We start from the raw sequence: 23,915 nt of genomic DNA on the forward strand, positions 1-23,915 counted from the left end.
CATGGGCCTCGCCGGGCGCGAACGGGAGGCCTGCATCCGTAAGAAGGGGCGCCACAGCGACACAGCTGGACGTATGTGTCGGCTACGTCGCTGTGGCGCCCAGCTGTACCGGCGTCAGCGGTGCACGGGCGGGAGTTCGTCGCCGGGAGCAACGCCCAGGTCGTAGCCGATGGGTTCGTCGGTGTCCTCGATCGACGGCACCGGCGTGGGCAGTTCATGGGCGGGGGGTTCGGAGACGGCCCCCGCCGCGCTGCGACGTCGACGCTCCCGGACCGCCAGCAACACCAGCCCCACCACGGCGACCGCGATGCCGATCCCGGCGTTCACCACGAACGCGGCCTGCCAGCCAGCCTGGTCGATCGTGATCCCGGCCAGCGGCGCCCCGAGCGCCGAGCCGCTGGTCATCGACGATCCGTGCCAGCCGAGCGCCTCCCCCCGAACCCGGGCCGGCACCACCCGACTGAGGTGGTCACTGGTCGCGGCGATGGTCGGCGCACACAGCAGGCCGGAGAGGAAGAGCAGCACACAGAAGCTGATCGGTCCTTGGGCGAGCGCGATCGGCACCGTGGTCACGCCCAGCCCGAGCAGCAGCCAGAAGACCGGAATCGTCCGACGCATCGCCCCGTACGCCAGGCCGCCGATCACCGAGCCGAGCCCCCACACCGCCAGCACGAGCCCGATCTGCGCGTCATACCCCATCTCCCGCATGGCCGCGACGACCCCGACGTCGCCGGCGGTGAGCACGATGGTCGAGGCGGCGCCGGCGGCGAGCAGCGCGACCACCACCGGGGTGACCCACACCCGGGCGCTGATCGGCGTGGTGTCGGCCTCGTTCGCCTCGTCGCGATGCCGTTGCGGTGGGTTGATCACGAACAGCAGCAGGCCACCCAACAGGCTCAGCGCCTGGGCCACCAGGAGGGCCGTACGGGTGTCGACCGCGACTGCCACCACGACCCCGATGGTGGGGCCGATCATGAACGCGGCCTCCGCGGCAACCGAGTCCAGCACCATCGCGGTCTTGCGCGCGGTCACCGGGGTCGAGGCGATCAGCCACTGCCGGATGATCCCGAACGTCGGCACCAGGAACAACCCGGCCAGCCCGACCAGCAGGAGCAGCGGGACGTACCCGACCCACGGCGCCACCGCCCAACAGGCCGCCCCGACGACGACACACGGGAGCACGGTACGGCGGAGCCCGTACCGATCCAGGATCCGGCCACGCCACGGGCCGCTGATCGCCAACGCGACCGTGTAGGTGGCCGAGACGGCCCCGGCGGCGGCGTAGCTCATGCCGAGCGACTGCACCACGTGCAGCACCAGCAACACGTTTGCCGCCGTCATCGGAACCCGGATCAGCAGTCCGATCAGCAGGGCATGTCGAGCGCCGGGAACGCCCAGGACATGTCGGTACTCGGTGAGCGCCACAGTGTCCAAGCATGGCACCGGTCGGCAGCCCGCAACGAATGCATTCCGAACACCGATGACTGTGCCAAGGCAACGACGTGCCGGCCCCCACCGACCCGGTCCCGGACTCCCTGCGGCACGGTGTGGATGTCCGCCTCCGGAGCCCGGCTGTGGTGCTACGGTCACCGGAATCGGTCGTCGGGAGGAGCCATGTCGAGACATCCACTTCCGGCGCAGCGGCAGCGGCTGATCATGGAGGCGTTGCAGCGGGACGGGTCGGTCACCGTGGCCGAGGTGTCCCGGGTCCTCGGAGTCACCGAGACCACCGTCCGACGTGACATCAATCAGCTCGCCGAACAGGGTGTGCTGGTGCGGGTCCACGGTGGTGCGACCGCGCTGGCCGACCGGGCCCCGGCCCGGGCTGGATCGCGGCCGACGACGGCGACCCTGGTCGTACCGACCGACGACTTCCACTGGGGTGCGATCGTGTCCGCGGTCCGGGCGGCGGCACGCGCGGCCGAGCTGGCGTTGCACGTGCACCGCGATGATGCGGTGACCCCTGACCTGTTGCGTCGACTGGCGGCCGACCCGCCCGCCGGGTGGCTGCTCGCGCCGCCGCTCATGGCGCCATCTCGGGACACCTTCGACGACTGGCTCGACCACTGTCCGGTGCCGGTGGTGTTGCTGGAACGCGAATCGACCCCGGGCGTCGGGACCGGCGTGCAGAGCGTCACGTCCGACCATGCCCGGAACGCGGCGGCGGTGGTCGGCCACCTCGCCGACCTCGGTCACCGCCGGATCGGCATGATGGTGCCGACCGGTGGGCCTCGGGCCGATGAGTACGTACGCGGTTGGCAGCAGGCGCTGGCCCGGCGGGGACTTCCCGTCACCCCGGTCCTGCCGAGCATCGACATCATCGATCCCGGTCGGGCCGAACTCACGCACCGGGTGGTCGAGGCCCTGCGTACGGACCGCCACACCGCCCTGCTCGTGCTGGGGGACCCGCACGCGATGGTGCTGCTGCAGATCTGTCAGGAGGTGGGCATCGCCGTCCCCGACGACCTGTCGGTGGTGTCGTTCGGCGACTACATGGCGAGTTGGGGCCACCCGGCCCTCACCGCGTTGCGGCCGCCGTACGAGACGTTGGGCGCCACCGCCGTACGACTCCTGCTCGCCCGGCTGCGTGGTGGGTCGACCCCACCGAGTCAGCACATCCAGCTCGAGGGGACCCTGGTCCCGCGCGAGACCGTCGCCCCACCTCCCTGAGGTGCGACGGCCGGTTGCGCCCGAAAACGGACGAATTCGATCAGATCGCTGCGTTTGCTTGTGTCGCAGGACGGTCGCACGGGAAGCTGGCACGACCTTCCACTGCCAGCGAAAGGGACATCGGTGTCCATCGAATCCAGCAATGTCGTCGACCCCACCACCGCCACGGCCGAGGGCTTCACGCTCTCGCGACGTGGGCTCTTGGGCGGTGTCGGCGCAGGTCTTGCGCTGACCGCGCTCCCCGGCAGCCTGGTCGCCCGGGCCGCCGACGGTGACGTGGTGCTCGTCAGTGACGGGCAACCTCGGTGTGCCGTCGTGATCGCCGCGGATGCACCTGCCGGCGACCTGAAGACACTCAACGCCGCTGCCACGCTGATCGTCGACACCGTCAAGGCCGCAACCGGTGTGACGTTGTCGGTGGTGCGTGGCGAGCCGACCGGCCTCACCCCGCTCTACGTGGGGCACCGCGGCGCGAGGACGACCGATGCGTGCACCGTCGACGGGCTGGCCCGTGACGGTTTTTGCGCCGAGTACGTGCCGGCGGCGGTCACCCTGCTGGGTCAGGGCAGCTCCGGCACCTGGATCGCCACCCTCGACTTCACCGAACGGATCGTCGGTGCGGCCCACCTGCTCCCCGGGCCCGGTGGGACCGCCGTACCGTCCCTCCCCGCCGTCCGGACGGCACCGAGCCTCGTACGGCAGGAGCCCGACTTCGCCGACCGGCGGATCTACTCGCTCGGCACCGGCACCGAGTACACCCACTCCAACCCGGACGCGGTGTTCGGCTCCCGGCTCAAGCTGTTCATGGAGTCGCGCTACTCCCACGCCATGACGTTGGTGTACCCGCCGTCGGTGTACGGCGAGACGATCCCCGAGATCTACCCGGTCCGTGACGGGGTGCGCCGGATCCCCACCAGCGACACCCTGAACGCCAACTGGAACCCGCGCTGGCAGGACCCGATCACGATCCAGCCGGCCGTCGACTACGTGGTCGCCCAGCTGGCCGAGCCCGACGCCACCGGCTGGGTGGGGATGGGGATGAACGACAACGGCGGCTACTCCGACGACACCAAGGCGCTCGGGCTGATCGACTCCGACGGCCTGTTCTCGCTCAGCGACGTCTTCTGCGACTGGCTGAACAAGGTGGCCGCCGGCGTCGAGGCCGCGGTCGGGCACCAGGACTTCCACCTCGGATTCCTTGCCTACAACGACATCCGCTCGGCCCCGACCTTCGACCTGCATCCCTCGCTGGTGCCGCACATCACACGGGACCTGTTCGGCTGGACGAGCGAGGACCTTGCCGAGCACGACAAGCAGCTGATCGCCGGCTGGGCGGCGCGTGCCGGCAAGCTCGGCTGGTGGGACTACGCCTGGGGCAACCCGATCATGATCCCGCGGCTGTACCACCAGGCGCAGCAGCGCGCCCTGCAGTACCTGCGCGACCACGACGTGACCAGCGTGTTCGTCGAGATGGACCAGAACTTCGGCGACGGATCGAAGGCGGCCCTGTACGCCAAGCTGCTGTGGGATGTTGATCTTGACGTGATGGCGGCCCGGGACGAGTGGTGCCGCCGCACCGCCGGCGACGCCGGGGGTCCCCACCTGCAGGCGTTCGACCAGCTGTGGAACGACTTCTGGACCACCATCATGCCGACCACCGAGTACGCCCGGGGCGGCAAGGGCATGAGCTACTTCTGGTACTTCGACTGCGACTACCTCAACCACGTCAGCAACGACCTGATCGACACCTCTCAGGCCCATCTGGACGCCGCACTGGCCGCCACCACGACCGAGGGGGAGTCGCAGCGCGTCACGATCGTGCACCGGCAGCACGAGTACTACCGGGCGAGCGTGCGCTCGTACGACCGGACCCCGACCACGCCGGCGGATTTCGGCGAGGCGGTGGAGCAGCTGCAACAGTTGGCGGGCGAGGTCGACGAGCGGGTGGCGTTCGCGAACCGGCGGGTTGAACTGCTCGAGGAGTTCAAGTCCGATCCGATCCTGCGACACGGGGCCGGCGGTCCGGCGAGCGGTCTGGGGTGGAACGGGTGGCCACTGAAGTCGGCATGGCAGCTCGGCGGCATGATGCACGAGCAGGGTCGACGCAGCGGTGCCGCCGGGCTGTGGCAGACGGCCGAGCGCCTGGTGCGCGAGACCACCTCCGATGAAGTGCGTGGGTGGCTGCGGTTGCTGCTCGACATCGCCGAGGGGCGAACGGAGAACATCGCGGTCAACGGTGACTTCTCGGCCGGCACGATCGACCCGTGGATCATCGACACCGCCAGCGGCTGGCAGGGCGGTGAGCCGAGCCTCAGCACCGAGGTGGTGCGCAACGGGCCCGCCAGCCTCCGGATCGTCGGTCCCACCACCGGTGGCGGTGTCCGGCAGCGGGTGCCGGCGAAGCCCGGGTTCCTGCGATCCTCGTACTGGTTCCGCGCGACCCCGACCGAGAACCCGTTGGGCAACGTCACCAACACTTGGTTGATCTTCGACGCCGCGGGTAAGCGGATCGCGTTGATGCGTGGTGAGTCGAAGGCACTGGAGACCGACATCGGCTCCTGGCGCGAGATCACCATGCTCCGGAACCTGCCCGAGGGCACCGCCGAGGTCGAGTGTTACATGTCGTACTTCCGCTTCGCGGCACAGACTGAACTGCACGTCGCCGACATCAGTTACACCCAGACGACCGACGCGTAAGGCAGGGCCCGACCCCACTCCCTCGAACCGTCCCCCGACGAAGGAGCATGACATGACTGGAACTGTTGTACAGCAGGGAAGTGGCGGCCTGAGTCGCAGGTCGCTGTTGGCCGGAGCCGCCGTCACGACAGGTGTCGCCCTGGCCGGACTCCCGGTGCGTGCGCACGCCGACCCCGCCTCGTTCACCGTCCTCGAGGCGGGGACGAGCTGGCCGGACCTCAGCTCGTACGGGGTGGCCAACCAGCCGATGGTCTACCAGAGCTCGTTGATCACCGCCGGCGAACCGGACGAGACCAAAGTCAGATCCGCCGTCTCGACCAAGGCGGCCGAAGGCGTGACCCAGCTGTGCCTGGACATCGAGTTGTGGGAGCTGAACAACCTCCCGCAGGCCGAGTTCGAGGCGAACGCCGCGAGGTACAACCAGGTGATGGAGTGGGCCCACGACGAAGTGCCGACGATGGACCTGGGGTGGTACCGCATGCTGCCCCGACGCGACTACTGGTCGCCGGTGACCGGCGACACCGCGGGCTGGTACGCCGACAACGCGCGGCGCCAGGGCATGGCGGCGGAGGTGGACAGCCTGTACCCGTCGATCTACACCTTCTACGCGAACCAGACCGGCTGGGTCACCTATGCCGAGGCCAACATGGACCAGGCCTGCATCTACGCCAAGCCGGCCTACGTCTTCCTGGATCCGCGCTACCAGGCCAGCGGGCCGGAGGACATCCGCAACACCTTCATCCCGCGTGACTACTGGCGACTCCAGTTGGAGACGGTGTACGCCCACCGCCAGTCCAGCGGGTCCTGGATTCGGGGCGTCGTGATCTGGGACTCGTCGGCGTGGGATCCCAATCAGGGTTGGTGGTTGGAGACCCAGGACTTCATGAGTGATCACGGCCTGGTCTGACAGGTCACGCCGGTTCCGGGGCCGCAGAATCATGCGGCTCGCACCCGCCGATCTCTACGCGGCGCCGTGCCCTACGGCCGCCGCCGTGGTCAACACGATCTTGCCGACCGTGTCATCACTGTCGAACAGCGCATGGGCGCGGGCCGCCTCGGCCAGCGGGATGGTCGTGGTCGGCGTGGTGCGGATCGCGTCGGACCCCAGCATCGGCCACACCTGATCATGGACCCGGGCACAGATCGCCGACTTCTCCGACACCGGCCGACCACGCAACCCGGCGGCGCTGATCGATCCGTTGCGGGCGAGCAGCCCGGCGAGGTCGAGTTCTCCCTTGCGGCCGCCCTGCAACCCGATGGTGACGATCCGGCCACCACGCTTCAGCAGCCGGACATGATCAGCAAGGTACTTTGCGCCGATCGGGTCGAGCACCACGTCCACCCCGCCCAGGTCGTGGACCCGGCTGACCCAGTCGTCGGCCTCGTCGCGCGGGATGTCGTACCGCAGCACATGATCGGCACCGAACGACCGGCAGTGGTCGACCTTGTCGGCCGACCCGGCGGTGGTGATCACCGTGGCGCCGAGCTGCTTCGCGTACTGGATGGCGAAGGTGCCGATCCCGCCGGCGCCGCCGTGGACCAGAAACACCTCGCCGGCGGTCAGTCCGGCCCCGGTCGCGGGTCCGCCCGGCCACCGGGACAGGTTGGCCACCACGGTCGCGGCCACCTCGACGACACCGCCGGCTGTGACCAGGTCGATCCCGGGTGGTGGCGGCAACAGCTGCCCGGCCGGCACCGCCACGTACTCGGCATAGCCGCCACCGGAGAGCAGGGCCACGCACGGATCGCCGACCTGCCAACCGGTGACGTCGGCACCGACCTCGACGACGGTGCCGGAGCACTCCAGGCCGAGGATCTCCGAGGCACCGTCGGGTGGTGGGTAGTGCCCCTGTCGTTGCATCACGTCGGCCCGGTTCACCCCGGCGGCGACGACCTGGACCAGGACCTCGTCGGCAGCCGGCGAGGGTCGTACGGCTTCGCCCCAGACCAGCGCGTCGGGCCCGTCCTCGTCCCCGACGGCGATCGCGCCCATCATCGTTTCACGCATACCCGCGCCTCACTCATCGCCGGCCTCGTGCGCCACCGGCTCCGGGCTCGCTGCCCCGTGGTGGTCCGCCAGGTGTTGCGCGACGTCGTCGGTGAGGGCGGCCACGGCTCGCCGGTCCGGTGCGGACGGGAGCCGTACGACCAGGGCCGGGGAGGTGCCGAAGCGACGGAACCGCAACTCATCGTCGGTGGCCGTCACCGCACGGATCTGGTCCCATCCGGCGGCCTGTCGAGTGCCGCCGGCGGTCGCAACCAGGCCGGTGGCGTCGATGTCCACCGTCAGGGCGCCGCGCCGCCACTGCCACACGAAGAGTCCGGTCAGCCCCAGCCCGACCAGCAACAGCACGCCGCCGATCACCGCCCAAGCCGCCTGCTGGGTGGCCTCGGCGACCACGAAGCCGGCGAGGCCGAGCACGAGGCCGACGCCGCTGACCACGGCACCCCCGATCGGGGGCCGCGGACTGATCACGTGATGCACGCGGCGAGGGTGGGATTCGAACCCACGGAACGGTTTGAGCCGCTCGGCCGCTTTCAAGGCGGCTGCACTAGTCCACTATGCGACCTCGCCCGATGGCGATCCAGGACCGCCGAGGACCAGTCGATCCTAGCCCAGCCGACCCACCGGCGCCGCGTTCACCCGGGGCAGGCCACCCACTCCGGCGGCCTGAATCACTCCGGCGGGTGGTAGGCGCAGGCGTTGGCGGTGTTCTCGCTGGCCGGGGGCGTGGCGGAGGCGGACGAGGAAGACGAGGAGGACGACGATGACGAGGAGGACGAGGAGGACGGCGTCGACGTCGGCGGTTTCGTTGAGGAGGCGGACGAGGACGATCCGGAGCCCGGCTGCGTCGGCGGTGGGGAGGAGGCCTCGCCGATGGCCCGGGTGACGCGCTCACGCATCTGCTCGAAGTCGGGGTTGGTGCTGTTGAAGCCCTGGACGCCATGCTTGAACACCACGCTGCGGACCTGACCGTCCTTGACCCGCAGGCTGAGGTCGACGAAGGCGGGCAGGGCCTCCTGCGGGATGTCGGTCAGGATCAGTTGGCCACCCTCACGCGCGATCGCCTCGTACCGCGACACCACGTTGGTGGGGTTGACCTGCCGGATCATCGCGTCGATCACGCACCGCTGTCGGTCCATCCGGTCGTAGTCACCGTTGTAGGAGCCGTAGCGGCCCCGCGCGAACCACATCGCGTCGGTGCCGTCGAGGTGCTGCTCGGGTCCCGGCTCCAACCAGCGCTCCGGCGGCCGGCCGGCGTCGGTCGAGCCACCGACCGCGACCCGCTCGTTGATGTTGACGGTGATGCCGCCGAGCGCGTCGATCATCTTGGAGAAGCCCTGGATGTCGACCAGCACGTAGTAGTCGATGTCGAGCCCGGTGGCCTCGCCCACCGACAGCTTCATCACGTCGGCGCCCACGTTGTCGGTCGGGCCGAGGATGTCCTTGCCGAGCAGCGCCGGCACCTCGCCGTACAACGCGTTCAGCATGTACATCGGGTCCTCGCCGTTGCCGTTGCCGAAGCCGTTCGGGTAGTGCTCGTGCAGCGGGCTGTCCTCGGGGAACGGCATCCTGGCGGTGTTGCGGGGGAGGCTGATCAACGTGGTGTCGCCGGTGTGCGGGTCGATGCTGGCCACGATCACGGTGTCGGTACGGACCCCCTCACGGCTGCCGCCGTCGGAGTCACCGCCCAGCAGCAGGATGTTGACTCGGTCGATGCCCTCCCACGGGCCGTTGACCGCGGTGGGCACCGTACTGGGCTTGGTCGCCGACTTGGCCTTGTTGGACGACTTGAACACGCTGCCGACACTCTGCGCGCTGGTCGTCGCATACACCGAGCCGATCGTCAGCGGTGCGGCCACGAGGAACACCAGCACCGACACCACCGCGGCGCCGATGCCGCGCTGTCGGTTGCTCAGGTTGGCGGGCCGCAGTCGGATGTGGGTGAGGATGATCACGCCGACCCAGACGGCGCCGCCGACGAGCATCGCGACCCCGGCCACGTGCATCACGGTCGGGTTCAGGATCAGCGCCAACATGCCGCGGCCGTTGACCAGGGCCCCGATCACCAGGATGTGGAGCAGCAACAGGAATCCGGTCAGGATCAGCGTGCCGAGCACCTTGCGGCCACCGAACATGAGGCCCAACCCCGGGAAGATCGTGCCGGCGATGGTGCCGGCGATCGAGCCGCCGAAGCTGCGCCTGCCCGTACGCGGTTCGGGGTCGTGGTCGAGGAACGCCGCAGGGTCGGACGAGGATGCGGGCATCACCGCATCCCGGCCGGTGTCGCCGTGGGCGTCGCGGTTGGGCACCAGATGAGCGTAGCGCGGCCGGTGGCAGCGACGCGCCCTGCGGACGTCATCGGCTCGCCCGCGTTGGCGAAGTGATGGGGTGTTTGGGTAGGCTGGGCCGTCGATTGCGGTCGCGGGCCTCCCGTCGCCGCCGTCGAGCACGAGGAGGCGTCGCCTAGTCCGGTCTATGGCGCCCGCCTGCTAAGCGGGTTGAGGGCTTCAACCCTCTCGCGGGTTCAAATCCCGCCGCCTCCGCCGTACGTGTTGGGACCCCGCTCGGAATCCGAGCGGGGTCCTCTGTCTTCGGCCACTGAGCTTGTCGAGGAAGACTCAGCCGACCGCAGCCCGGAGCCGTACCAGCTCGTCGGTCAGCGGCTGGGGCACCCGGTCCCCGATCTGCTCGAACCACTCACCGATCGAATCGGCCTCGGCACGCCACTCGTCGGCGTCGTACGCACACGCGGCGGCGACCTGCTCCGGCCCGGTGGTCAGCCCCGACAGGTCCAGGCCGTCGGCGACCGGCACGTCCCCGACCGGCGTCGGTACGGCATCGGCACGACCTTCGAGCCGCTCGACGATCCACTTCACGACCCGGGAGTTCTCGCCGAAGCCGGGCCACAGGAACCGGCCCGACTCGTCCTTGCGGAACCAGTTGACGCAGAACACCTGCGGCAGGCCGGGGCCCGCGTGCCGCTCCCCCAGGGCCAGCCAGTGGGCGAAGTAGTCGCCGACGTGGTAGCCGAGGAAGGGTCGCATCGCCATCGGGTCGCGTCGCACCACGCCGACCGCACCGGTCGCCGCCGCGGTCGTCTCACTCGACAGCGTGGCGCCGACGAAGACACCGTGCGCCCAGTCGCGGGCCTGCGCGACCAGCGGCACCGTGGAGGCCCGCCGGCCGCCGAAGATGATCGCGTCGATCGGCACTCCGGCCGGGTCGTCGTACGAGGCCGCCAGGGTCGGGCACTGCCGGATCGGGGTGCAGAACCGGCTGTTGGGGTGGGCCGCCGGACCGGTCGCCTCCTCGGGGCTCCAGGACCGGCCCTGCCAGTCGGTGGCGTGGGCCGGCGGATGCTCGGTCATGCCCTCCCACCACACGTCACCGTGGTCGGTCACCGCGACGTTGGTGAAGATGGTGCTGCCACGCTCCAGGGTCCGCATCGCGTTCGGGTTGGTCTTCCAACCGGTGCCCGGCGCGACGCCGAAGAAGCCGTACTCGGGGTTGGTGGCGTACAGCCGGCCGTCGGCTCCGAACCGCAACCACGCGATGTCGTCGCCGAGGGTCTCGACCGTCCAGCCCGGCAGCGTCGGAGCCATCATCGCCAGGTTGGTCTTGCCGCAGGCGCTGGGGAAGGCCGCCGCCAGATGGTGCGACCGGCCTTCGGGTGAGGTCACCTTGATGATCAACATGTGTTCGGCCAGCCAGCCCTCGTCACGGGCCATCGCCGACGCGATCCGCAGGGCGTAGCACTTCTTGCCCAGCAAGGAGTTCCCGCCGTACCCGGAGCCGTACGACCAGATCTCGCGGGTGGTCGGGAAGTGGGAGATGTACTTGGTGTCGCTGCACGGCCACGGCACGTCGACCGCACCGGCCTGCAGCGGGGCCCCGACCGAGTGGAGGCACTTCACGAAGTCGGCGTCGCGGCCGCCGGCGGTCATCGCTTGCAGCACCTGGGCGCCCATCCGGGTCATCACCCGCATGCTCGCCGAGACATAGCCGGAGTCGGTCAGCTCCACGCCGAATTTGGGGTCCTCTGCGTCGAGCGGGCCCATGCAGAACGGCACCACGTACATCGTCCGGCCCCGCATCGAGCCCCGGTACAGCTCGGTCATCGTCGCCTTCATCTCGGCGGGGTCGGCCCAGTTGTTCGTGGGGCCGGCGTCGGCCTCGTCGTCACTACAGATGTACGTCCGGTCCTCGACGCGGGCCACGTCGGCGGGGTCGGTCCGGGCATGGAACGAGTCGGGGCGGACCTCCGGGTTGAGGCGGACCAGGGTGCCGGTCTCGACGAGCTCGTCGGTCAGTCGCTGCCATTCGGCGTCGGAACCGTCGCACCACACCACCCGGTCGGGGGTGGTCAGGGCTGCGACCTCGGCAACCCACGCGAGAAGTTCGTGGTGGGTGGTCGGGGTGGGAGTCGGAGCGGTCGCCGGGTAGCTCGCGTACGTCTCGGCCGGTGCAGGGGACGCGGGGAGGGCGTCGTGTCGTGTCGTCCTGACGGGCGCGGTCGCGGTCATCGATGGCTCCTCGAGAGTGGGGTAGGACCAGTGGGGAAGTGGTCTGACAATAGCCCACATGGCAGAGTGGTCCTACATTTCGCAAGCGTTTGCTTGACGTGAGGGTGCTCACATCGGCCTGCAGCAGGCGCCGGAGAGCTTGTGAAGCGGGTCACGAGTCAGTAGGAGCCCGGGCGTGTCGCGATGGTCCGGGATGTCGCTCGAGCCGATCGTGGCTGTCTGACTGGCCGGGACCGTCGTAAGCAAGGGCGCCACAGCGACATCCGTGGACGTCAGCTCCACGGACGTCGCTGTAGCGCCCTCGTTTGCGAGACGGACCGTCGCCGGGGCGGTCGTCGTGACACTCGAACGGCCAGCTCGACCGGGCGGCCGGGGCAGCTCAGGCGGCGGGAGTGGTCTCTCGCGTGACCTCGACGAAACCCCGGAGCAGGTCGCGGGCATGCGCGAGCGACGTCATCCGTGCGTCCAGGTCGGCCAGTCGTCGGGCGAAGGTCTCGGCAAGTTCCTCACAAGGCTCGAAGTCGGGGGTCGGTCCCGCCGCACACGGCAGGACGGCAGCGATCTCGGCCGTGGACAGGCCGGCGGCAAGCAGGTTGCGGATCTGGGCCACCGTGGTCACGGCGTCCGATCCGTACTCGCGGTAGCCGGTGGGGCCGCGGTCAGGCTTCAACAGTCCTTGTGCCTCGTAGTAGCGCAGCTGATGGGTGCGAACTCCGGTGCGGCGGCTCAGCGCTCCGATCAACACGACGGTCTCCGATCCCGGTCCCGCCCGGCCGCTCCGATGGCAGCCGGGGAATCCTGTGTCCACAAGGTTTCTTGGCCGTTCGGTGATTCCGCCTTGACCTTCATACCGGTGTGAACGCCCACCATCGTTGCATGACGACGAACAACGAGTCCCAGTTCTATGACCTACGTGACCGCCCTGCCGTGTCGGTGATCGGCCTCGGCCTGATGGGCAGAGCCCTGGCCGCGGCGTTGCACGCTGCCGGGCACCGCACCACCGTGTGGAACCGCACCTCGGCACGAGCCGACGAACTGGTCGCGAGTGGAGCCGTCCGCGCCGAGTCGCCCCAGGTGGCCATGGCAGCCGGACCCCTGGTGGTCATCTGCCTCACCGACGACGCTGCCGTCCGGGAGGTACTGGGCGGTCTGGCCGCCGGTGCCCTGGCCGGGAAAGTCGTGGTGAACCTGACCTCCAGCGGCTCGACCCAGGCCCGGGAGCTCTCTGCGTGGTTGGCCGAGCGGGGTGCCACCATCGTGGACGGTGCGATCATGACCACCCCGTCAGGGATCGGCACCCCTGACGGCCTGGTCATCTACAGCGGTCCTCGGGACGTGTTCGACCGGTACGAGGAAACCCTGCACACCTTGGGCGGAGCGCCCACCTTCCTCGGTGAGGACGTGGGTCTGGCGTCGCTGTACGACCTGGCGCAGCTCACGATGATGTGGAGTGTGTTCAACGGGTTCCTGCACGGGGCGGCGCTGCTGGCGACGGCAGGGGTCGACGCCGCTGCGTTCCAGCCGGCCGCGACACAGACGGCGAACATCACGGCCAGCTGGTTGCCGGGAATGGCCGCGCAGGTCGATGCCGGGGACTACGCAGACCCCGACGCCTCGCTGGCCACCCATCTGGGAGCGATGGACCACCTGCTCGCCGGGAGCCAGGAGCTCGGCATCAGCACCAAGCTCCCGACCTTGATCAAGTCTCTGGCCGAGAGGGCGGCTGCGCACGGATCAGACGGCGACGGCTACGCGTTGTTGATCAAGGAGTTCCGGCGTCCCACGTGAACTGGCGGTCAGGTCGTGTGCCATCGGCCGACTGAACCGTTGGGGTGGAAAGGCTGAACTTCTGGGGTGGAACTGACCGCTTGTTGGAGGTCGACCCGCGGTTGCTGATTGGCTGGGCACATGTCCTCACTCAGCAAGCCGGCCATCTGGGCGGCGGTCCACGCCGAGCGCCACCGACTCGTCGGCGACCTGACCGGGCTGGCGCCCGAAAAGTTCGCCGAGCCGTCCCTGTGTGCCGGGTGGGACGTGCACGACGTGCTGGCCCACCTGGTCGACTCCGCCGGCACCACCCGACTGGGCTTCGTCGGGCAGATGATCAGGGCCCGCGGTGACTTCGACCGCGCGAACGCCCACGGCGTCGAGCGGGAACGGCGGGAGGATCCGGCCGACACGCTGGCCGCCTTCAAAGGGTTCGCGAACGCGACCCACACCCCGCCCGGCGGGCTCGAGACGCGGCTGGTGGAGGCGTACGTGCATGGCGAGGACATCCGCCGCCCGCTCGGCATGAGGGGCAACTACCCGACTGCACCGGTGCTGACCGCGTTGGCGTACCAACTGCGGACGTCCGAGGGGCTGGGTGGTGGCCGCGAGCGCGCCCAAGGGCTGCACCTGGTCGCCACCGACACCGACTACACCGCCGGCGACTCGTCGGGGGAGACGGTCGAGGCGCCGGCCATCGACCTGCTGCTGCGAGTCAGCGGGCGACCCACCTGAGCAGCGTCACCGCCGGCACGGTGAAGGCCACCCGGCACGGGCGACCCACCTGAGCAGGCTCAGCTGAGCCAGGACTCCAGGTGCTCGGCGATGAACGCGTCGTCGCGCAACTGCGGCCACGCCTGCCACACCCGATCGATCTCCTCCAGCTGACCGGGCGACAGCTTCTCGTCCGGCTCCAGGCACCACAGGCCGGCCATCAGGCCCTGTCGGCGCAGGCCCTCGTGGATCCCGGGCAGGCAACCCACGAACCCGTTGAGCCGATCGAAGAAGGCGCCGTTGGCGTCGGTCAGCGGCAGGTCCAGCAGCTCGAGTTCCTGTCGGGCGGCGGTGTCGCCGGCCTTGGCCTGCTTGCTCAGCGCCAGAATGCGTACGGCCTCGAGGGTGAACAGCGACCACTGACCCAGCAGGCCGCCGACGAACTCGAGCGGCTTGCCGTCGGCCCGCGGGTACTGCAACAGCAGGTCGCCGATGATGTGGTCGTCGTTGCCGGTGTAGAGGGCGACCTGGTCGGCCCGGTCGGAGTGGGCGACACCCCACAGCACGTCGGCCGTGCAGTACCGGTCGAACGGGGCGGCCTTGATGCCGATCGTCGACTCCTGGTTGGCCAGTTGCTGCCAGAAGTCCTGTGACAGCAGGCGTCCCCCGACACTGGGCTGCAGGTAGAACCCGATCACCGGGATCTCCTGGCCGACGAGTCGGGCTCGGTCCAGCAGGCCTGCCTCGTCCAGGTCGCCGGCACCCTGTGGTGCCAGCAAGGCGGCGTGGTAGCCGAGGTCCCTGGCCTGTACGGCTTCGCGCACGGCCTGGTCGGTCGGGCCACAGACCCCCGCCACCATCACGGTGTCGGCGTCGCCATGATCAGCCACCACGTCGAGGGCGGCCTGCAGTACCGGCTTCAGCAGGTGGGAGTGCTCGTAGTGGATGCCGAACTGCGTGGAGTGCACGCCCACGGCGATCCCGCCGGCACCGGCGGCCAGGTAGTAGCGCGACAGCGCACGCTGTCGCCGCTCGTCGAGCTGCAGGTCCTCGGTCAGCGCCAACGGCTGCGCCGGGATGACCGTCCCGGCGGCGAAACGCTCCAGGGCGGCCATCAGAACTTCCCGTCCCGGGTCTGGAAGTGCGTCGGCTTGTCGAGCAACGGCAGTCCCTGTTCCACCCAGTCCGCGGTGGCGGTGATCAACTCCTCGGTGCCGACGGTGGGCTGGCCGAACAGCTCATGGCACTTGGAGGCGTTCGACAGCAGCGCGTTCGGCGCCTCGGTGCCGACCAGCTTCGCCTCCCGACCCATCGCCGAGGCAATCTTCTTCGCGGTGGCCGCGATCGAGATGGTCTCCATCCCGGTCAGGTTGAGCAGGAACGGCGGGACGTCGGCGTGCAACAGCGAGCGGATGATCACCTCGTTGCAGTAGCCCTGCCAGATGATGTTGGCGTAGCCCATGCTGATGTCGATGTCGACGCCCGACTTGATCTTGGTCGCGATGTCGACCAGCACGCCGTACCGGGTCTCGACCGCGTAGTTGAGCCGGATGATCGACAGCGGGGTGTTGTCCTTGTGTGAGAAGTGGGTCATCACCCGCTCACGCCCCAGGCACGACATCGCGTAGTCGCCCACCGGACCGGGGAAGTCGGTCTCCACGCAACCGCCGGAATCGACCGGTACGAAGGGATACACGTTGCCGGTCGACAGCGCCGCGATGCGCGAGCCGGCGAACCGCTCCGCCACCCGACCCGGCAGGTACGCATTCGTCGCCCAGGTGTCGTGCTCGTTGCCGTCGGTGCCGAACTTGGCCCCCACCAGGAAGATCACGTTCTCCACGTCCGGCAGCTTGGCGAGCCCCTCGTCGGTGGAGACGTCGCTCGGCACCACGGTGGCGCCGAACGACTCCATCTCCTCGGCACTGCCCGGGCTCCCGAAGCGTGAGGCCGCGTACACCGTCGCGCCGGTGCCCGCCTGCTCCACCCCGCGGCAGGCGAGGTTCACCAAGCTGGGGCCGAGCTTGCCGGCCGCGCCGACGACGAGGATGTCGCCCGACAGGCGTCCCAGGTCGGCGGCCAGGGCGGACGAGACGGTGGCCATGGCGTTGTTCAACGCGTCCACGGATGTGAGATCGGGCAAGGGAGTGCTCCTGGTGGGGGTGGGTGGGTGGACGGTCAGCGTAGCGAGTCGACGTTCGCGACGACCTTGCTGATGGCCGACGCGATCTGGCCGACCTGTTCGGTCGTGCCCAGCATCAGCGGCTGGGTCAGCCAGATCGAGTCCTTCGACACGGCATCGGTCACCGGGCAGTCGGGCGTCGCGTACGGCTGGCCCAGCTTGTCGGCGATCGCCTTCGCATCGCGGACCAACGGCTCGTTGCGGTGCAGCGGGACGTACCCGCCCGAGACCCCGGTGACGCCCTCGGCCGACAGCGCCTTGACCGCGGCGTCGCGCACCGCGGCGTCGCCGCCGAACGCGGAGAACCGCATCAGGAACAGGTGGCGACCGTGGGCGGTCTGCCGCTCGTCGGTGGCGTCGACCTCGACACCCTCGATCGGCTCGAGCAGCTCGGCGAGCAGGTTGGCCGCCTCGTCGCGCTGCTTCTGCTGGGCGTCGAGCCGGCTGAGCTGGACCCGCAGCACGGCGGCCTGGAACTCGGTCAGTCGCAGGTTGTAGCCGACCCGCTGGTGCTCGTACCAGCCGCCACCGCGAACGCGGCCGACGTTGATCGCCGAGTAGAGCGCCTGGGCCAGCTCCTCGTCGTTGCTGGTGACCGCGCCGCCCTCGCCGGCGGTGAGGTTCTTCGACGACTGGAAGCTGAAGGTGCCGATGTCGCCGAGGCCGCCGACCGGGGTGCCCCGCCACGCGGCACCGGTCGCCTGGGCGCCGTCCTCGATGATCAACAGGTCGTGCTCGCGACCGATCGCGGCGAACGCGTCCATGTCGGCGACCGCGCCGGCCAGGTGGACCGGGATGACCGCCTTGGTGCGCTCGGTGATCGCGGCCTTCACGGCCTCCGGGTCGAGCAGGTGGTTGTGCGGCAGGACGTCGGCGAACACCGGCACAGCGCCGACGAACAGCGCGGCGGCCGCGGTCGCGATGAAGGTGTACGGCGGCACGATGACCTCGTCACCGATGCCGACACCGCCGGCGGACAGGGCGGCGGCCAGCGCCAGGGTGCCGTTGCTCAGCGCGCTGGCGTACTTCGTCTGCTGGTGGGTCGCGAACTCGTTCTCGAAGGTCGCCACCACGTCACCGTGGGTGCTGCCCCACTTCCCCGAGTTGAGCACCTCCAGCAGGGCATCGGCCTCGTTCTGGTCGTAGATCGGCCAAGCGGGGAAGTCGCCGGCGACGGTCGGCTGACCGCCGTTCACGGCCAAAGGCTCGGTTGCCATGTGTATCTCATCCTTCGAAGAGTTCGGTACCGCACGTATTGCGGATTATGGTATCCGCCCATAGCCTTTCCGCAAGGGGATCTCGGAGTCCCGTCCACGTGGCGGGCACCTCGACGGGCCATCTTCCGTACCAACACACCGTTTCGTGGAGGAACTCAGCCATGCAGGCCACCAGCCAGACCGAGCAGTCCGACCAGCGCAAGGGCGACCAGGCCGAGGGTGGTGCGCGCCTCGCGAGCGAGGGTGGCCAGCCGATTCGTACCACCCCGTTCCCGTCGGTCGGGGACATCAGCGGCCGCCGGATCGACGAGGCCGAGATCGAGGCCGTCGCCGCCGTGCTCCGGTCCGGCAAGCTGAACCGGACCGCCGGCACCGTGACGACCGAGTTCGAGAACACCTTCGGCAAGCTGTACGGCATCGAGCACGTCGTCGCCTCCACCTCGGGCACCTCGGCGATCCACGTCGCCGTCGCCGCGATCAACCCGTCGCCCGGTGACGAGATCATCACCACCGGCCTGAGCGATGCCGGCACCGTGCTGCCGATCCTGGCGCAGAACGCGGTCCCGGTGTTCGCCGACGTGCTGCCCGACAGTGGAGCACTCGACCCCGAGTCGGTACGCAGCAAGATCACCGACCGCACCAAGGCGATCATCGCGGTCCACCTGTACGGTGCGCCGGCCCGGGTCGAGGAGCTCCGCGAGATCGCCGACGAACACGGCATCTACCTGATCGAGGACTGTGCCCAGGCGTACCTCACCGAGACCGCGTCCGGGAAGCTCGCCGGCACCGTCGGACACCTGGGCTGCTTCAGCCTGCAGCAGTCCAAGCACATCACCGCCGGCGACGGTGGCCTGACGATCACCGCGGACGACGAACTGGGCCGTCGCGCCCGGCTGTTCACCGACAAGGGCTGGCCGCGTGACACCAATGAGCGGACCCACCTGTTCCTCGGGCTCAACTACCGGATGACCGAGGTGCACGCGGCGATCGGGCTGGCCCAGTTGGCCAAGCTCGAGCAGATCGTGGCCGACCGGCGTCGCACCGCCGAGCAGTTGGCCGAGGTCGTCAATGCCCTGCCGGGGCTCAAGACGGTGCCGGTCAAGGGTGCCTCGTGGTGGATCTTCCCGATCTTCGTCGACGAGTCCGCCGCCGGGGCCGACGCCAACACCTACTCCAAGCTCCTGGCCGCCGAGGGCGTGGGGTTCGGGGCCGGCTACATCCAGACCCCCCTCTACCTGACCCCGGTGCTGGCCGAGGGCCACACGTACGGAGACTCGGGCTTCCCGATCACCGAGGCGAAGTCGCAGTACGTGCGCGGGCTGTGCCCGGTCACCGAGGACCTGATCAACGGTGGCAAGATGCTCGTCTTCTCGTGGAACGAGAACTTCACCGACGCCGACGTGGCCGACATCGCTGCGGCGATCACCAAGGTCCACACCGCCGTCACCAGCTAGTGGTGCTCGACGTCAGCGGTGCGCGACGTCAGCGGTGTGCGGGGGCCGGGGTCGTCGCGGTGGCGACCTCGGCCAACGCCTCCTGCAGGACGTCCTCCGCGGCCGGGGTGAGCCGACCCGGCATGCCGAACCACAGCGGCGCGTCGGTGGCCTCGTAGCCACCCTCGGCCAACTGCTTGGCGGTCACCACGTAGCCGAGCATCCCGTTGCAGTAGCCGAGCGAGATCACCGTCCCCTCACTCACGGCGGTGACGTGATCGGCGTACGGACTGGTCACCTCGGCCGACATCCCGACCAGCCCGAGCCCGGCACCGAACCGGAGCGACGAGATGGTCAGCGGCGCACCGGTGCGGCGCTCCGGATGCGCCAGCAGCAGGCGCGACCACTGCGACACCTGCACGTGTTCGCTGTTCACCAAGTCGCTGAGCTCGGCGGCCGCCGGTGCCGGCTCGGTGGGGAGGTCGACCTCGACCAGTCGGCCGGCTAGGTCGGGTTCGATCGGGGTGGTGTCGCCGGCCAGCAGTCGTCGTACGGCGTCGGCCAACTGCTCGCCGAGGTCGACGACCGCCGCCTGGTCGCCGCCGAGGAAGGTGGTGCCGTCGTACGCGTCGGGGTTGACGTTGCCGCAGCATCCCTGCAGGTACACGGCGATCGCGGCATTGCCGGACTCCTCCAGGGAGCTCATGGCCGCGCCCGGGAACTCGGCGCTGACGGCGTTGCCGTGATGCAGCGTGGGGTGGCAGGCGTGGTGGAACAGGGTCGCCACCACGCTCCCGCCGGTCCGGAAGTTGATCACCGTCAGCCGTTGCGACAACGCCTCGGCCGACTCCCGGCCGGCGCTGCGGGCGAAGCGTCGGTCGATGCCCAGCTCGTGCCGGCCGTGGGTGGTGTCGAGCGTCACCGGGACGGCGGTCGCCAGGGCGGCGCCGATCCCGGCCACCACCTCCCGGTGGCACCGGGCGACCCACTCGGCGTCGGCGACGCCCAGCCCGTCGGTGAACCAGCTGGACGGTTGCGGTGCCGAGTGGGTGTGGGTGGCGCACAGGAACAGCTCGTCGGGCCGCAATCCGTGTACTGCTTCACATTCCCGGCGTAGGTGCTCGACGTTGTCGGGGCCCCAGCACAGCAGGTCCGCGACCACGATCACCGCCCGTCGGTCACCGTGCCGCAGCGCGATCGTACGGACGTGCAGCGGCGACAGCACGTCCTCGGCCGGCCCCTCGTCGGCCCGGCTCGCGTACCCGGCGAGGGGGATGGGGCGGGTCGGGGTGATCTCGCGGCGGTCCCAGCCGAGGGTCAGGTGATCGGCGGCCGTCATCGGGCCGCAAGTTCCCACCGGTGGGTGCCGGGGGTCAGGTCGACCGCCAGCTCGTGGAAGGTGCGACCGTGGCGGACGACCGGGGTGATCGACCCGGTGCCGGAGCTGACGGTGACCTCGCCGTCGCCGACCCCGGGGAGGGTGAGCACCACGCCGGCCTCGGCGAGCTCGGCGGCGGCGGTGACCTCGACCGTCCAGCCGGTGTCGGTGGCGGTGACGGCCACGTCGATGCGGCGACGTGACCGCTCCCAGGTGTTGATCTGGTCCGCTGTCCACCAGCGCATGCCGCGGGCGCGACCGGCCTGCGCCACCTCGGAACAGGCGGCCCGGGTCAGCGGACGGCGCAGCAGGTGCGGGCCGTGGAACAGGAAGTGCGCGACCCCGTGCACCGACTCGGCACCGTCGAGGATCACGTCGCGGGACGAGGCGTGGCTGGCCCAGCACAGGTCCTGGGTGTGCAGCGGGAGGTTGATCACGTCCATCGGCCGGTTCGCCAGCTCGACGTCACTCATCGGGAAGCCGACGTGGGCCGTACCGAAGGTGAAGCCGACGCTGCCGATCTTGCTCGGCCCGCGGGACTCGTCGAGCTGGATGCCCAGCTGCTCGCACCACTGGTAGAACTCGGTCCAGCCCTCCCAGCGGGTGTAGTGGTTCTTGTTGGAGATGATCTTGGTGTCGGTCCTGATCAACTCCTGGGCCCACTCGTACTGACCCTTGATCTGCTCCCAGCCCCACTGCGCGATGTCGGCGTCGTCCATCGCGTTGTAGTGCAACGCGTGCTCGTGGCCGGCCGCGGTGATCTTGTCGTAGATCTCGGGGGAGTACTTGCGCACGTTGTACACCTGGCACCAGGTGACCTTCACGTCAGCCTCGGCGAACGCGTCGAGGGCGGCCTGCCCCTCCTCGTCGATGTTGCCGTCGGAGTCGTGGGACATGTGGGCCATCGCCGGCACCCCGGCCGGCCAGTAGTGCAGCCAACCGTTGGCGCTGCCGACATGATCAAGTCCGGCCCACACCAGCTGGGCGACCGCGATCGCCCACAGGTCGGCCTGCGGCAGGTCGAACAGCGGGGCGGCGTACGGCGGCGGGTAACCGAACTCGTACCGGCCGCCGGGGAGGTCCGGCTCACCGGGCGGCAGCTGCCGGTCGGCGTCGATGTCGAACGCCAGCCCGTCCTCGGCCTTCAGGATGCCCTCGTCGAGGGGGGCGGAACCGTCCGCGGCCGGTCGGCCGTCCTCGGTGACCGGGTGGCCCTGCAGCAGCGTGACCAGGGTCTCCCACACGGCCACGCCGAGGCAGAACACCACGCCGTCACCCAGCGGTCGGCGGGTGATCGCGGCGGTGTCCTGGGCGTCGGCCCACGTCGCCAGCACGCTGACGTCGTCACCGGTCGGGGTGAGCTGGTGGCCGGTGATCGCCCGGATCGGACGGCTCGGCCGCTGCGTCCACAGCGGGTCGTCGGCGAAGTCGACCCGGCCGAATTCGGCCGGGGCCGTGGTGACGCCGGCCAGCCCGGCCAGCGACAGGTCGTGGTCGCCCAGCACCAGCACCCCGCCGGCGCGGACCCAGGCCTCGAGGGCGTCGCGCTGCTCGGGGGTGACGGGGCCGAGCTCGGCGGTCACCAGCACCGCCAGGTCGTCGGCGCCGGTCAGGTCGAGGGCATCGAGGCGCCGGTACGGCTGCCGGAGGTGGTCGAGCACCTCGAGGGCGTGCAGACCGTGGGCGTGACGGCCCGCCTGGTGGTGGGCGGTCACGGTCGCCGTGTCGATCACGAGGCCGACGTCCGACCGGGTCACGGTGGAAGTGGCCGCTGCTGCAGTGCTGTTCACGTGTCAGTCCCTCAACTCGATGTGTTGAGGGAAGTCAATCCCAAATCGTGCTATACCGCAATGTCTGATTGATGTTTTGGACTGTCCCTTACGTGCTGGCCTGCGTGGGTCAGGACCCTCGACAGGCTCGAGGAACGGTTCTGCTCACTCGCGCGGGTCGGCTGCGGTGATCGCCTCGGTCAGCTTGTCGCTGGGGGTGTGGTCGTCGGCGGGCTGGAGCCGCTCGTCGAGCAGCTGGTAGAGCATCGGTGGCCGGCCGACCTTGCGGGTCCGGGCCGGTGGGAGCGGCCAGGCGAGGCCCTGGGCGACCAACGACTGCAGGGTGCGGCGGGCCGTACGCAAGGTCACCTGGGTGATCCGCGCCACCGTGTCGGCGTCGACCACGAGCCGGCCGTCGCCGGAGTCGTTCAGCGCGTCGACCAGAGTCCGCAGGATCGCGACGAACCGGTCGTCTCCCTGCTCCTCGCCCTCCTCCGGTGCCTCGACCGGCTCGCTGCCGATCGCCAACCGCAGGTTCGTCCCGTCGCCGCCGACCAGGTAGGCCGCACGGGTCTCCGGCCCGCCCGAGCGCGCGATCGCCCGGTAGGCGTTGTTCTCGGCCTCGACGGTGGAGCGACCGAGCCCGACACCCACCTCGAGGTCGATGCTGAGCGCCTTGGAGACGCGCTGGACGAACGGGGCCCTGGTCAGGTCGTCGGTCGCCATCCGCAGCGAACCGTACGTGGTGAAGATCAAGAAGCTCTTCTGGTCGTGCGACAGCACGATCGCGTCCATCCGACGGGCCTCGCGCAGCAGCTCACGGTGCAGGGCGAGCCGCAGCTCCTGGTACCAGTACTGGGCGGGGCTGGTGCGCGGCGGGAGTGCGGAGTCGGGCAGTTGGGCGATCACGACCGCGATCCGGGACTCCTCGAACCGGGCGCCGCTGCCGAGCAGGATCGCGTTGTTGAGCGACTGCCGCAGCGTGAGCAGCGCCGGTTCCATCAGCAGGGTCGGCACGCCCTCGGCACGCAGGTCGTCGAGCACCGCCGGGATGGTCGTGATCGCACCACTGGTCTTGTCCTCGCGGAACAGGTCGAGGTGGAAGTCGCGGTAGGCGTTCAGGCCGTAGCGTTCCTCGTACGGCATCGCGTGGGTCTTGCGCGCCGACAGGCCGACCTCGGTGTAGGCGTCGGAGATGGCGGTCTTGGCCATCGAGTCGATGCTCATCCGGCGTGGGTCGAGGCCCTCGCTGAGTGCACGGACCAGCGAGGCGTGGAGCGCGGGACCGCCGGTCGGCACGTACGTCGCCGGCACGCCCAGGTCGCCGTCGGACTCGCGGACGACGATGTCGTACGGCAGCGGCCCGGCGAACAGCAACACGTCGACCTCTTCGGCGATCCGCTGTGCCGACTGGGTCTCGGTCAGGTTCGGGTACGAGCCGGGCACCACGCGCAGGTTGGCGTTCCCACTCTTGCGGGCCACGTCGGTCATCTTGTGGATGAACCGATCTGCACCGATCAGGCCGACCCGGACGGCTCCTTGCGTACTTGACGACGCTTGCAT

General features: G+C 69.8%; 18 protein-coding genes and 2 tRNA genes. 7 read left to right on the forward strand and 13 right to left on the reverse strand.

Annotated elements, in window-relative coordinates:
* Nucleotides 1–114 precede the first annotated feature (114 nt).
* Nucleotides 115–1,425, reverse strand: coding sequence for an MFS transporter (locus tag ACQBAU_RS01425; RefSeq protein ID WP_465256356.1), 1,311 nt, complete (start codon nucleotides 1,423–1,425; stop codon nucleotides 115–117).
* A 189-nt stretch (nucleotides 1,426–1,614) separates the two neighbouring features.
* Between ACQBAU_RS01425 and ACQBAU_RS01430 the strand changes: the two genes are divergently transcribed.
* From ACQBAU_RS01430 to ACQBAU_RS01440, 3 genes are all read left to right on the forward strand, one after another.
* Entirely contained in the window at nucleotides 1,615–2,670 is a 1,056-nt protein-coding gene (locus tag ACQBAU_RS01430; protein WP_465256271.1) for a LacI family DNA-binding transcriptional regulator, read from the forward strand.
* Nucleotides 2,671–2,793: 123 nt separating this feature from the next.
* A complete protein-coding gene (locus ACQBAU_RS01435) occupies nucleotides 2,794–5,367 on the forward strand; it encodes a DUF4838 domain-containing protein (RefSeq protein ID WP_465256272.1) in 2,574 nt (857 codons plus the stop codon).
* A 52-nt stretch (nucleotides 5,368–5,419) separates the two neighbouring features.
* Nucleotides 5,420–6,274: a hypothetical protein gene (locus tag ACQBAU_RS01440; RefSeq protein ID WP_434548715.1), complete on the forward strand. Its 855-nt coding sequence runs from the start codon at nucleotides 5,420–5,422 to the stop codon at nucleotides 6,272–6,274.
* 54 nt (nucleotides 6,275–6,328) lie between these two features.
* Here the strand turns inward: ACQBAU_RS01440 and ACQBAU_RS01445 are convergent, their stop codons facing one another.
* The 4 genes from ACQBAU_RS01445 to ACQBAU_RS01460 all read right to left on the reverse strand — a co-directional run bounded on the left by ACQBAU_RS01445 (nucleotide 6,329) and on the right by ACQBAU_RS01460 (nucleotide 9,681).
* Nucleotides 6,329–7,375 (reverse strand): NAD(P)H-quinone oxidoreductase, encoded by a 1,047-nt coding sequence (locus ACQBAU_RS01445; protein WP_465256273.1) that lies wholly within the window; start codon nucleotides 7,373–7,375, stop codon nucleotides 6,329–6,331.
* A gap of 9 nt (nucleotides 7,376–7,384) precedes the next feature.
* Nucleotides 7,385–7,852, reverse strand: coding sequence for a hypothetical protein (locus ACQBAU_RS01450; RefSeq protein ID WP_434548713.1), 468 nt, complete (start codon nucleotides 7,850–7,852; stop codon nucleotides 7,385–7,387).
* A gap of 1 nt (nucleotide 7,853) precedes the next feature.
* A tRNA-Ser gene (locus ACQBAU_RS01455) sits at nucleotides 7,854–7,942 on the reverse strand.
* A gap of 101 nt (nucleotides 7,943–8,043) precedes the next feature.
* Nucleotides 8,044–9,681, reverse strand: a complete 1,638-nt coding sequence (locus tag ACQBAU_RS01460) for an LCP family protein (protein WP_465256275.1) — start codon at nucleotides 9,679–9,681, stop codon at nucleotides 8,044–8,046.
* A 143-nt stretch (nucleotides 9,682–9,824) separates the two neighbouring features.
* On the opposite strand from ACQBAU_RS01460, the gene ACQBAU_RS01465 reads away from it, so the two are divergent.
* Nucleotides 9,825–9,915: transfer RNA gene (locus ACQBAU_RS01465), tRNA-Ser, on the forward strand.
* Between the two features lie 75 nt (nucleotides 9,916–9,990).
* On the opposite strand, the gene ACQBAU_RS01470 is transcribed toward ACQBAU_RS01465, so the two are convergent.
* Both ACQBAU_RS01470 and ACQBAU_RS01475 read right to left on the reverse strand, forming a co-directional pair.
* The gene (locus tag ACQBAU_RS01470; protein WP_465256276.1) at nucleotides 9,991–11,895 is read right to left on the reverse strand and encodes a phosphoenolpyruvate carboxykinase (GTP); all 1,905 of its coding nucleotides are present in this window, start codon (nucleotides 11,893–11,895) and stop codon (nucleotides 9,991–9,993) included.
* Nucleotides 11,896–12,274: 379 nt separating this feature from the next.
* Nucleotides 12,275–12,640, reverse strand: a complete 366-nt coding sequence (locus ACQBAU_RS01475; RefSeq protein ID WP_465256277.1) for a MerR family transcriptional regulator — start codon at nucleotides 12,638–12,640, stop codon at nucleotides 12,275–12,277.
* A 131-nt stretch (nucleotides 12,641–12,771) separates the two neighbouring features.
* Between ACQBAU_RS01475 and ACQBAU_RS01480 the strand changes: the two genes are divergently transcribed.
* Nucleotides 12,772–13,683 carry an NAD(P)-dependent oxidoreductase gene (locus ACQBAU_RS01480; RefSeq protein ID WP_465256278.1) on the forward strand — a complete coding sequence of 304 codons (912 nt, stop codon included), beginning with the start codon at nucleotides 12,772–12,774 and terminating at the stop codon, nucleotides 13,681–13,683.
* A 120-nt stretch (nucleotides 13,684–13,803) separates the two neighbouring features.
* On the forward strand, nucleotides 13,804–14,397 hold the full coding sequence (locus tag ACQBAU_RS01485) for a maleylpyruvate isomerase family mycothiol-dependent enzyme (RefSeq protein ID WP_465256279.1): 594 nt from the start codon (nucleotides 13,804–13,806) through the stop codon (nucleotides 14,395–14,397).
* Between the two features lie 59 nt (nucleotides 14,398–14,456).
* Here ACQBAU_RS01485 and ACQBAU_RS01490 read toward each other — a convergent pair whose 3' ends face one another.
* Genes ACQBAU_RS01490 through ACQBAU_RS01500 form a run of 3 tightly spaced genes read right to left on the reverse strand, consistent with a single transcriptional unit; the run spans nucleotide 14,457 to nucleotide 17,772 of the window.
* Entirely contained in the window at nucleotides 14,457–15,491 is a 1,035-nt protein-coding gene (locus ACQBAU_RS01490) for a dihydrodipicolinate synthase family protein (protein WP_465256280.1), read from the reverse strand.
* On the reverse strand, nucleotides 15,491–16,516 hold the full coding sequence (locus tag ACQBAU_RS01495; protein ID WP_465256281.1) for an NAD-dependent epimerase/dehydratase family protein: 1,026 nt from the start codon (nucleotides 16,514–16,516) through the stop codon (nucleotides 15,491–15,493). The genes ACQBAU_RS01490 and ACQBAU_RS01495 overlap by 1 nt, the downstream gene beginning before the upstream one ends.
* A 35-nt stretch (nucleotides 16,517–16,551) precedes the next feature.
* The gene (locus tag ACQBAU_RS01500; RefSeq protein ID WP_434548704.1) at nucleotides 16,552–17,772 is read right to left on the reverse strand and encodes a DegT/DnrJ/EryC1/StrS family aminotransferase; all 1,221 of its coding nucleotides are present in this window, start codon (nucleotides 17,770–17,772) and stop codon (nucleotides 16,552–16,554) included.
* Between the two features lie 161 nt (nucleotides 17,773–17,933).
* On the opposite strand from ACQBAU_RS01500, the gene ACQBAU_RS01505 reads away from it, so the two are divergent.
* Complete coding sequence (locus ACQBAU_RS01505; protein WP_465256282.1) at nucleotides 17,934–19,226, forward strand: DegT/DnrJ/EryC1/StrS family aminotransferase; 1,293 nt, start codon at nucleotides 17,934–17,936, stop codon at nucleotides 19,224–19,226.
* 28 nt (nucleotides 19,227–19,254) lie between these two features.
* Here the strand turns inward: ACQBAU_RS01505 and ACQBAU_RS01510 are convergent, their stop codons facing one another.
* The 3 genes from ACQBAU_RS01510 to ACQBAU_RS01520 form a co-directional block, all read right to left on the reverse strand.
* The gene (locus ACQBAU_RS01510; RefSeq protein ID WP_465256283.1) at nucleotides 19,255–20,544 is read right to left on the reverse strand and encodes a hypothetical protein; all 1,290 of its coding nucleotides are present in this window, start codon (nucleotides 20,542–20,544) and stop codon (nucleotides 19,255–19,257) included.
* A complete protein-coding gene (locus tag ACQBAU_RS01515) occupies nucleotides 20,541–22,373 on the reverse strand; it encodes a polysaccharide deacetylase family protein (protein ID WP_465256284.1) in 1,833 nt (610 codons plus the stop codon). Before ACQBAU_RS01515 ends, ACQBAU_RS01510 begins: the two co-directional genes overlap by 4 nt.
* Before the next feature lie 144 nt (nucleotides 22,374–22,517).
* On the reverse strand, nucleotides 22,518–23,915 hold the full coding sequence (locus ACQBAU_RS01520; protein ID WP_434548700.1) for a hypothetical protein: 1,398 nt from the start codon (nucleotides 23,913–23,915) through the stop codon (nucleotides 22,518–22,520).

The sequence above is a fragment of the Carbonicoccus niuqiaonis genome (assembly GCF_050157065.1).
Classification (GTDB): Bacteria; Actinomycetota; Actinomycetes; order Propionibacteriales; family Propionibacteriaceae; genus Avipropionibacterium.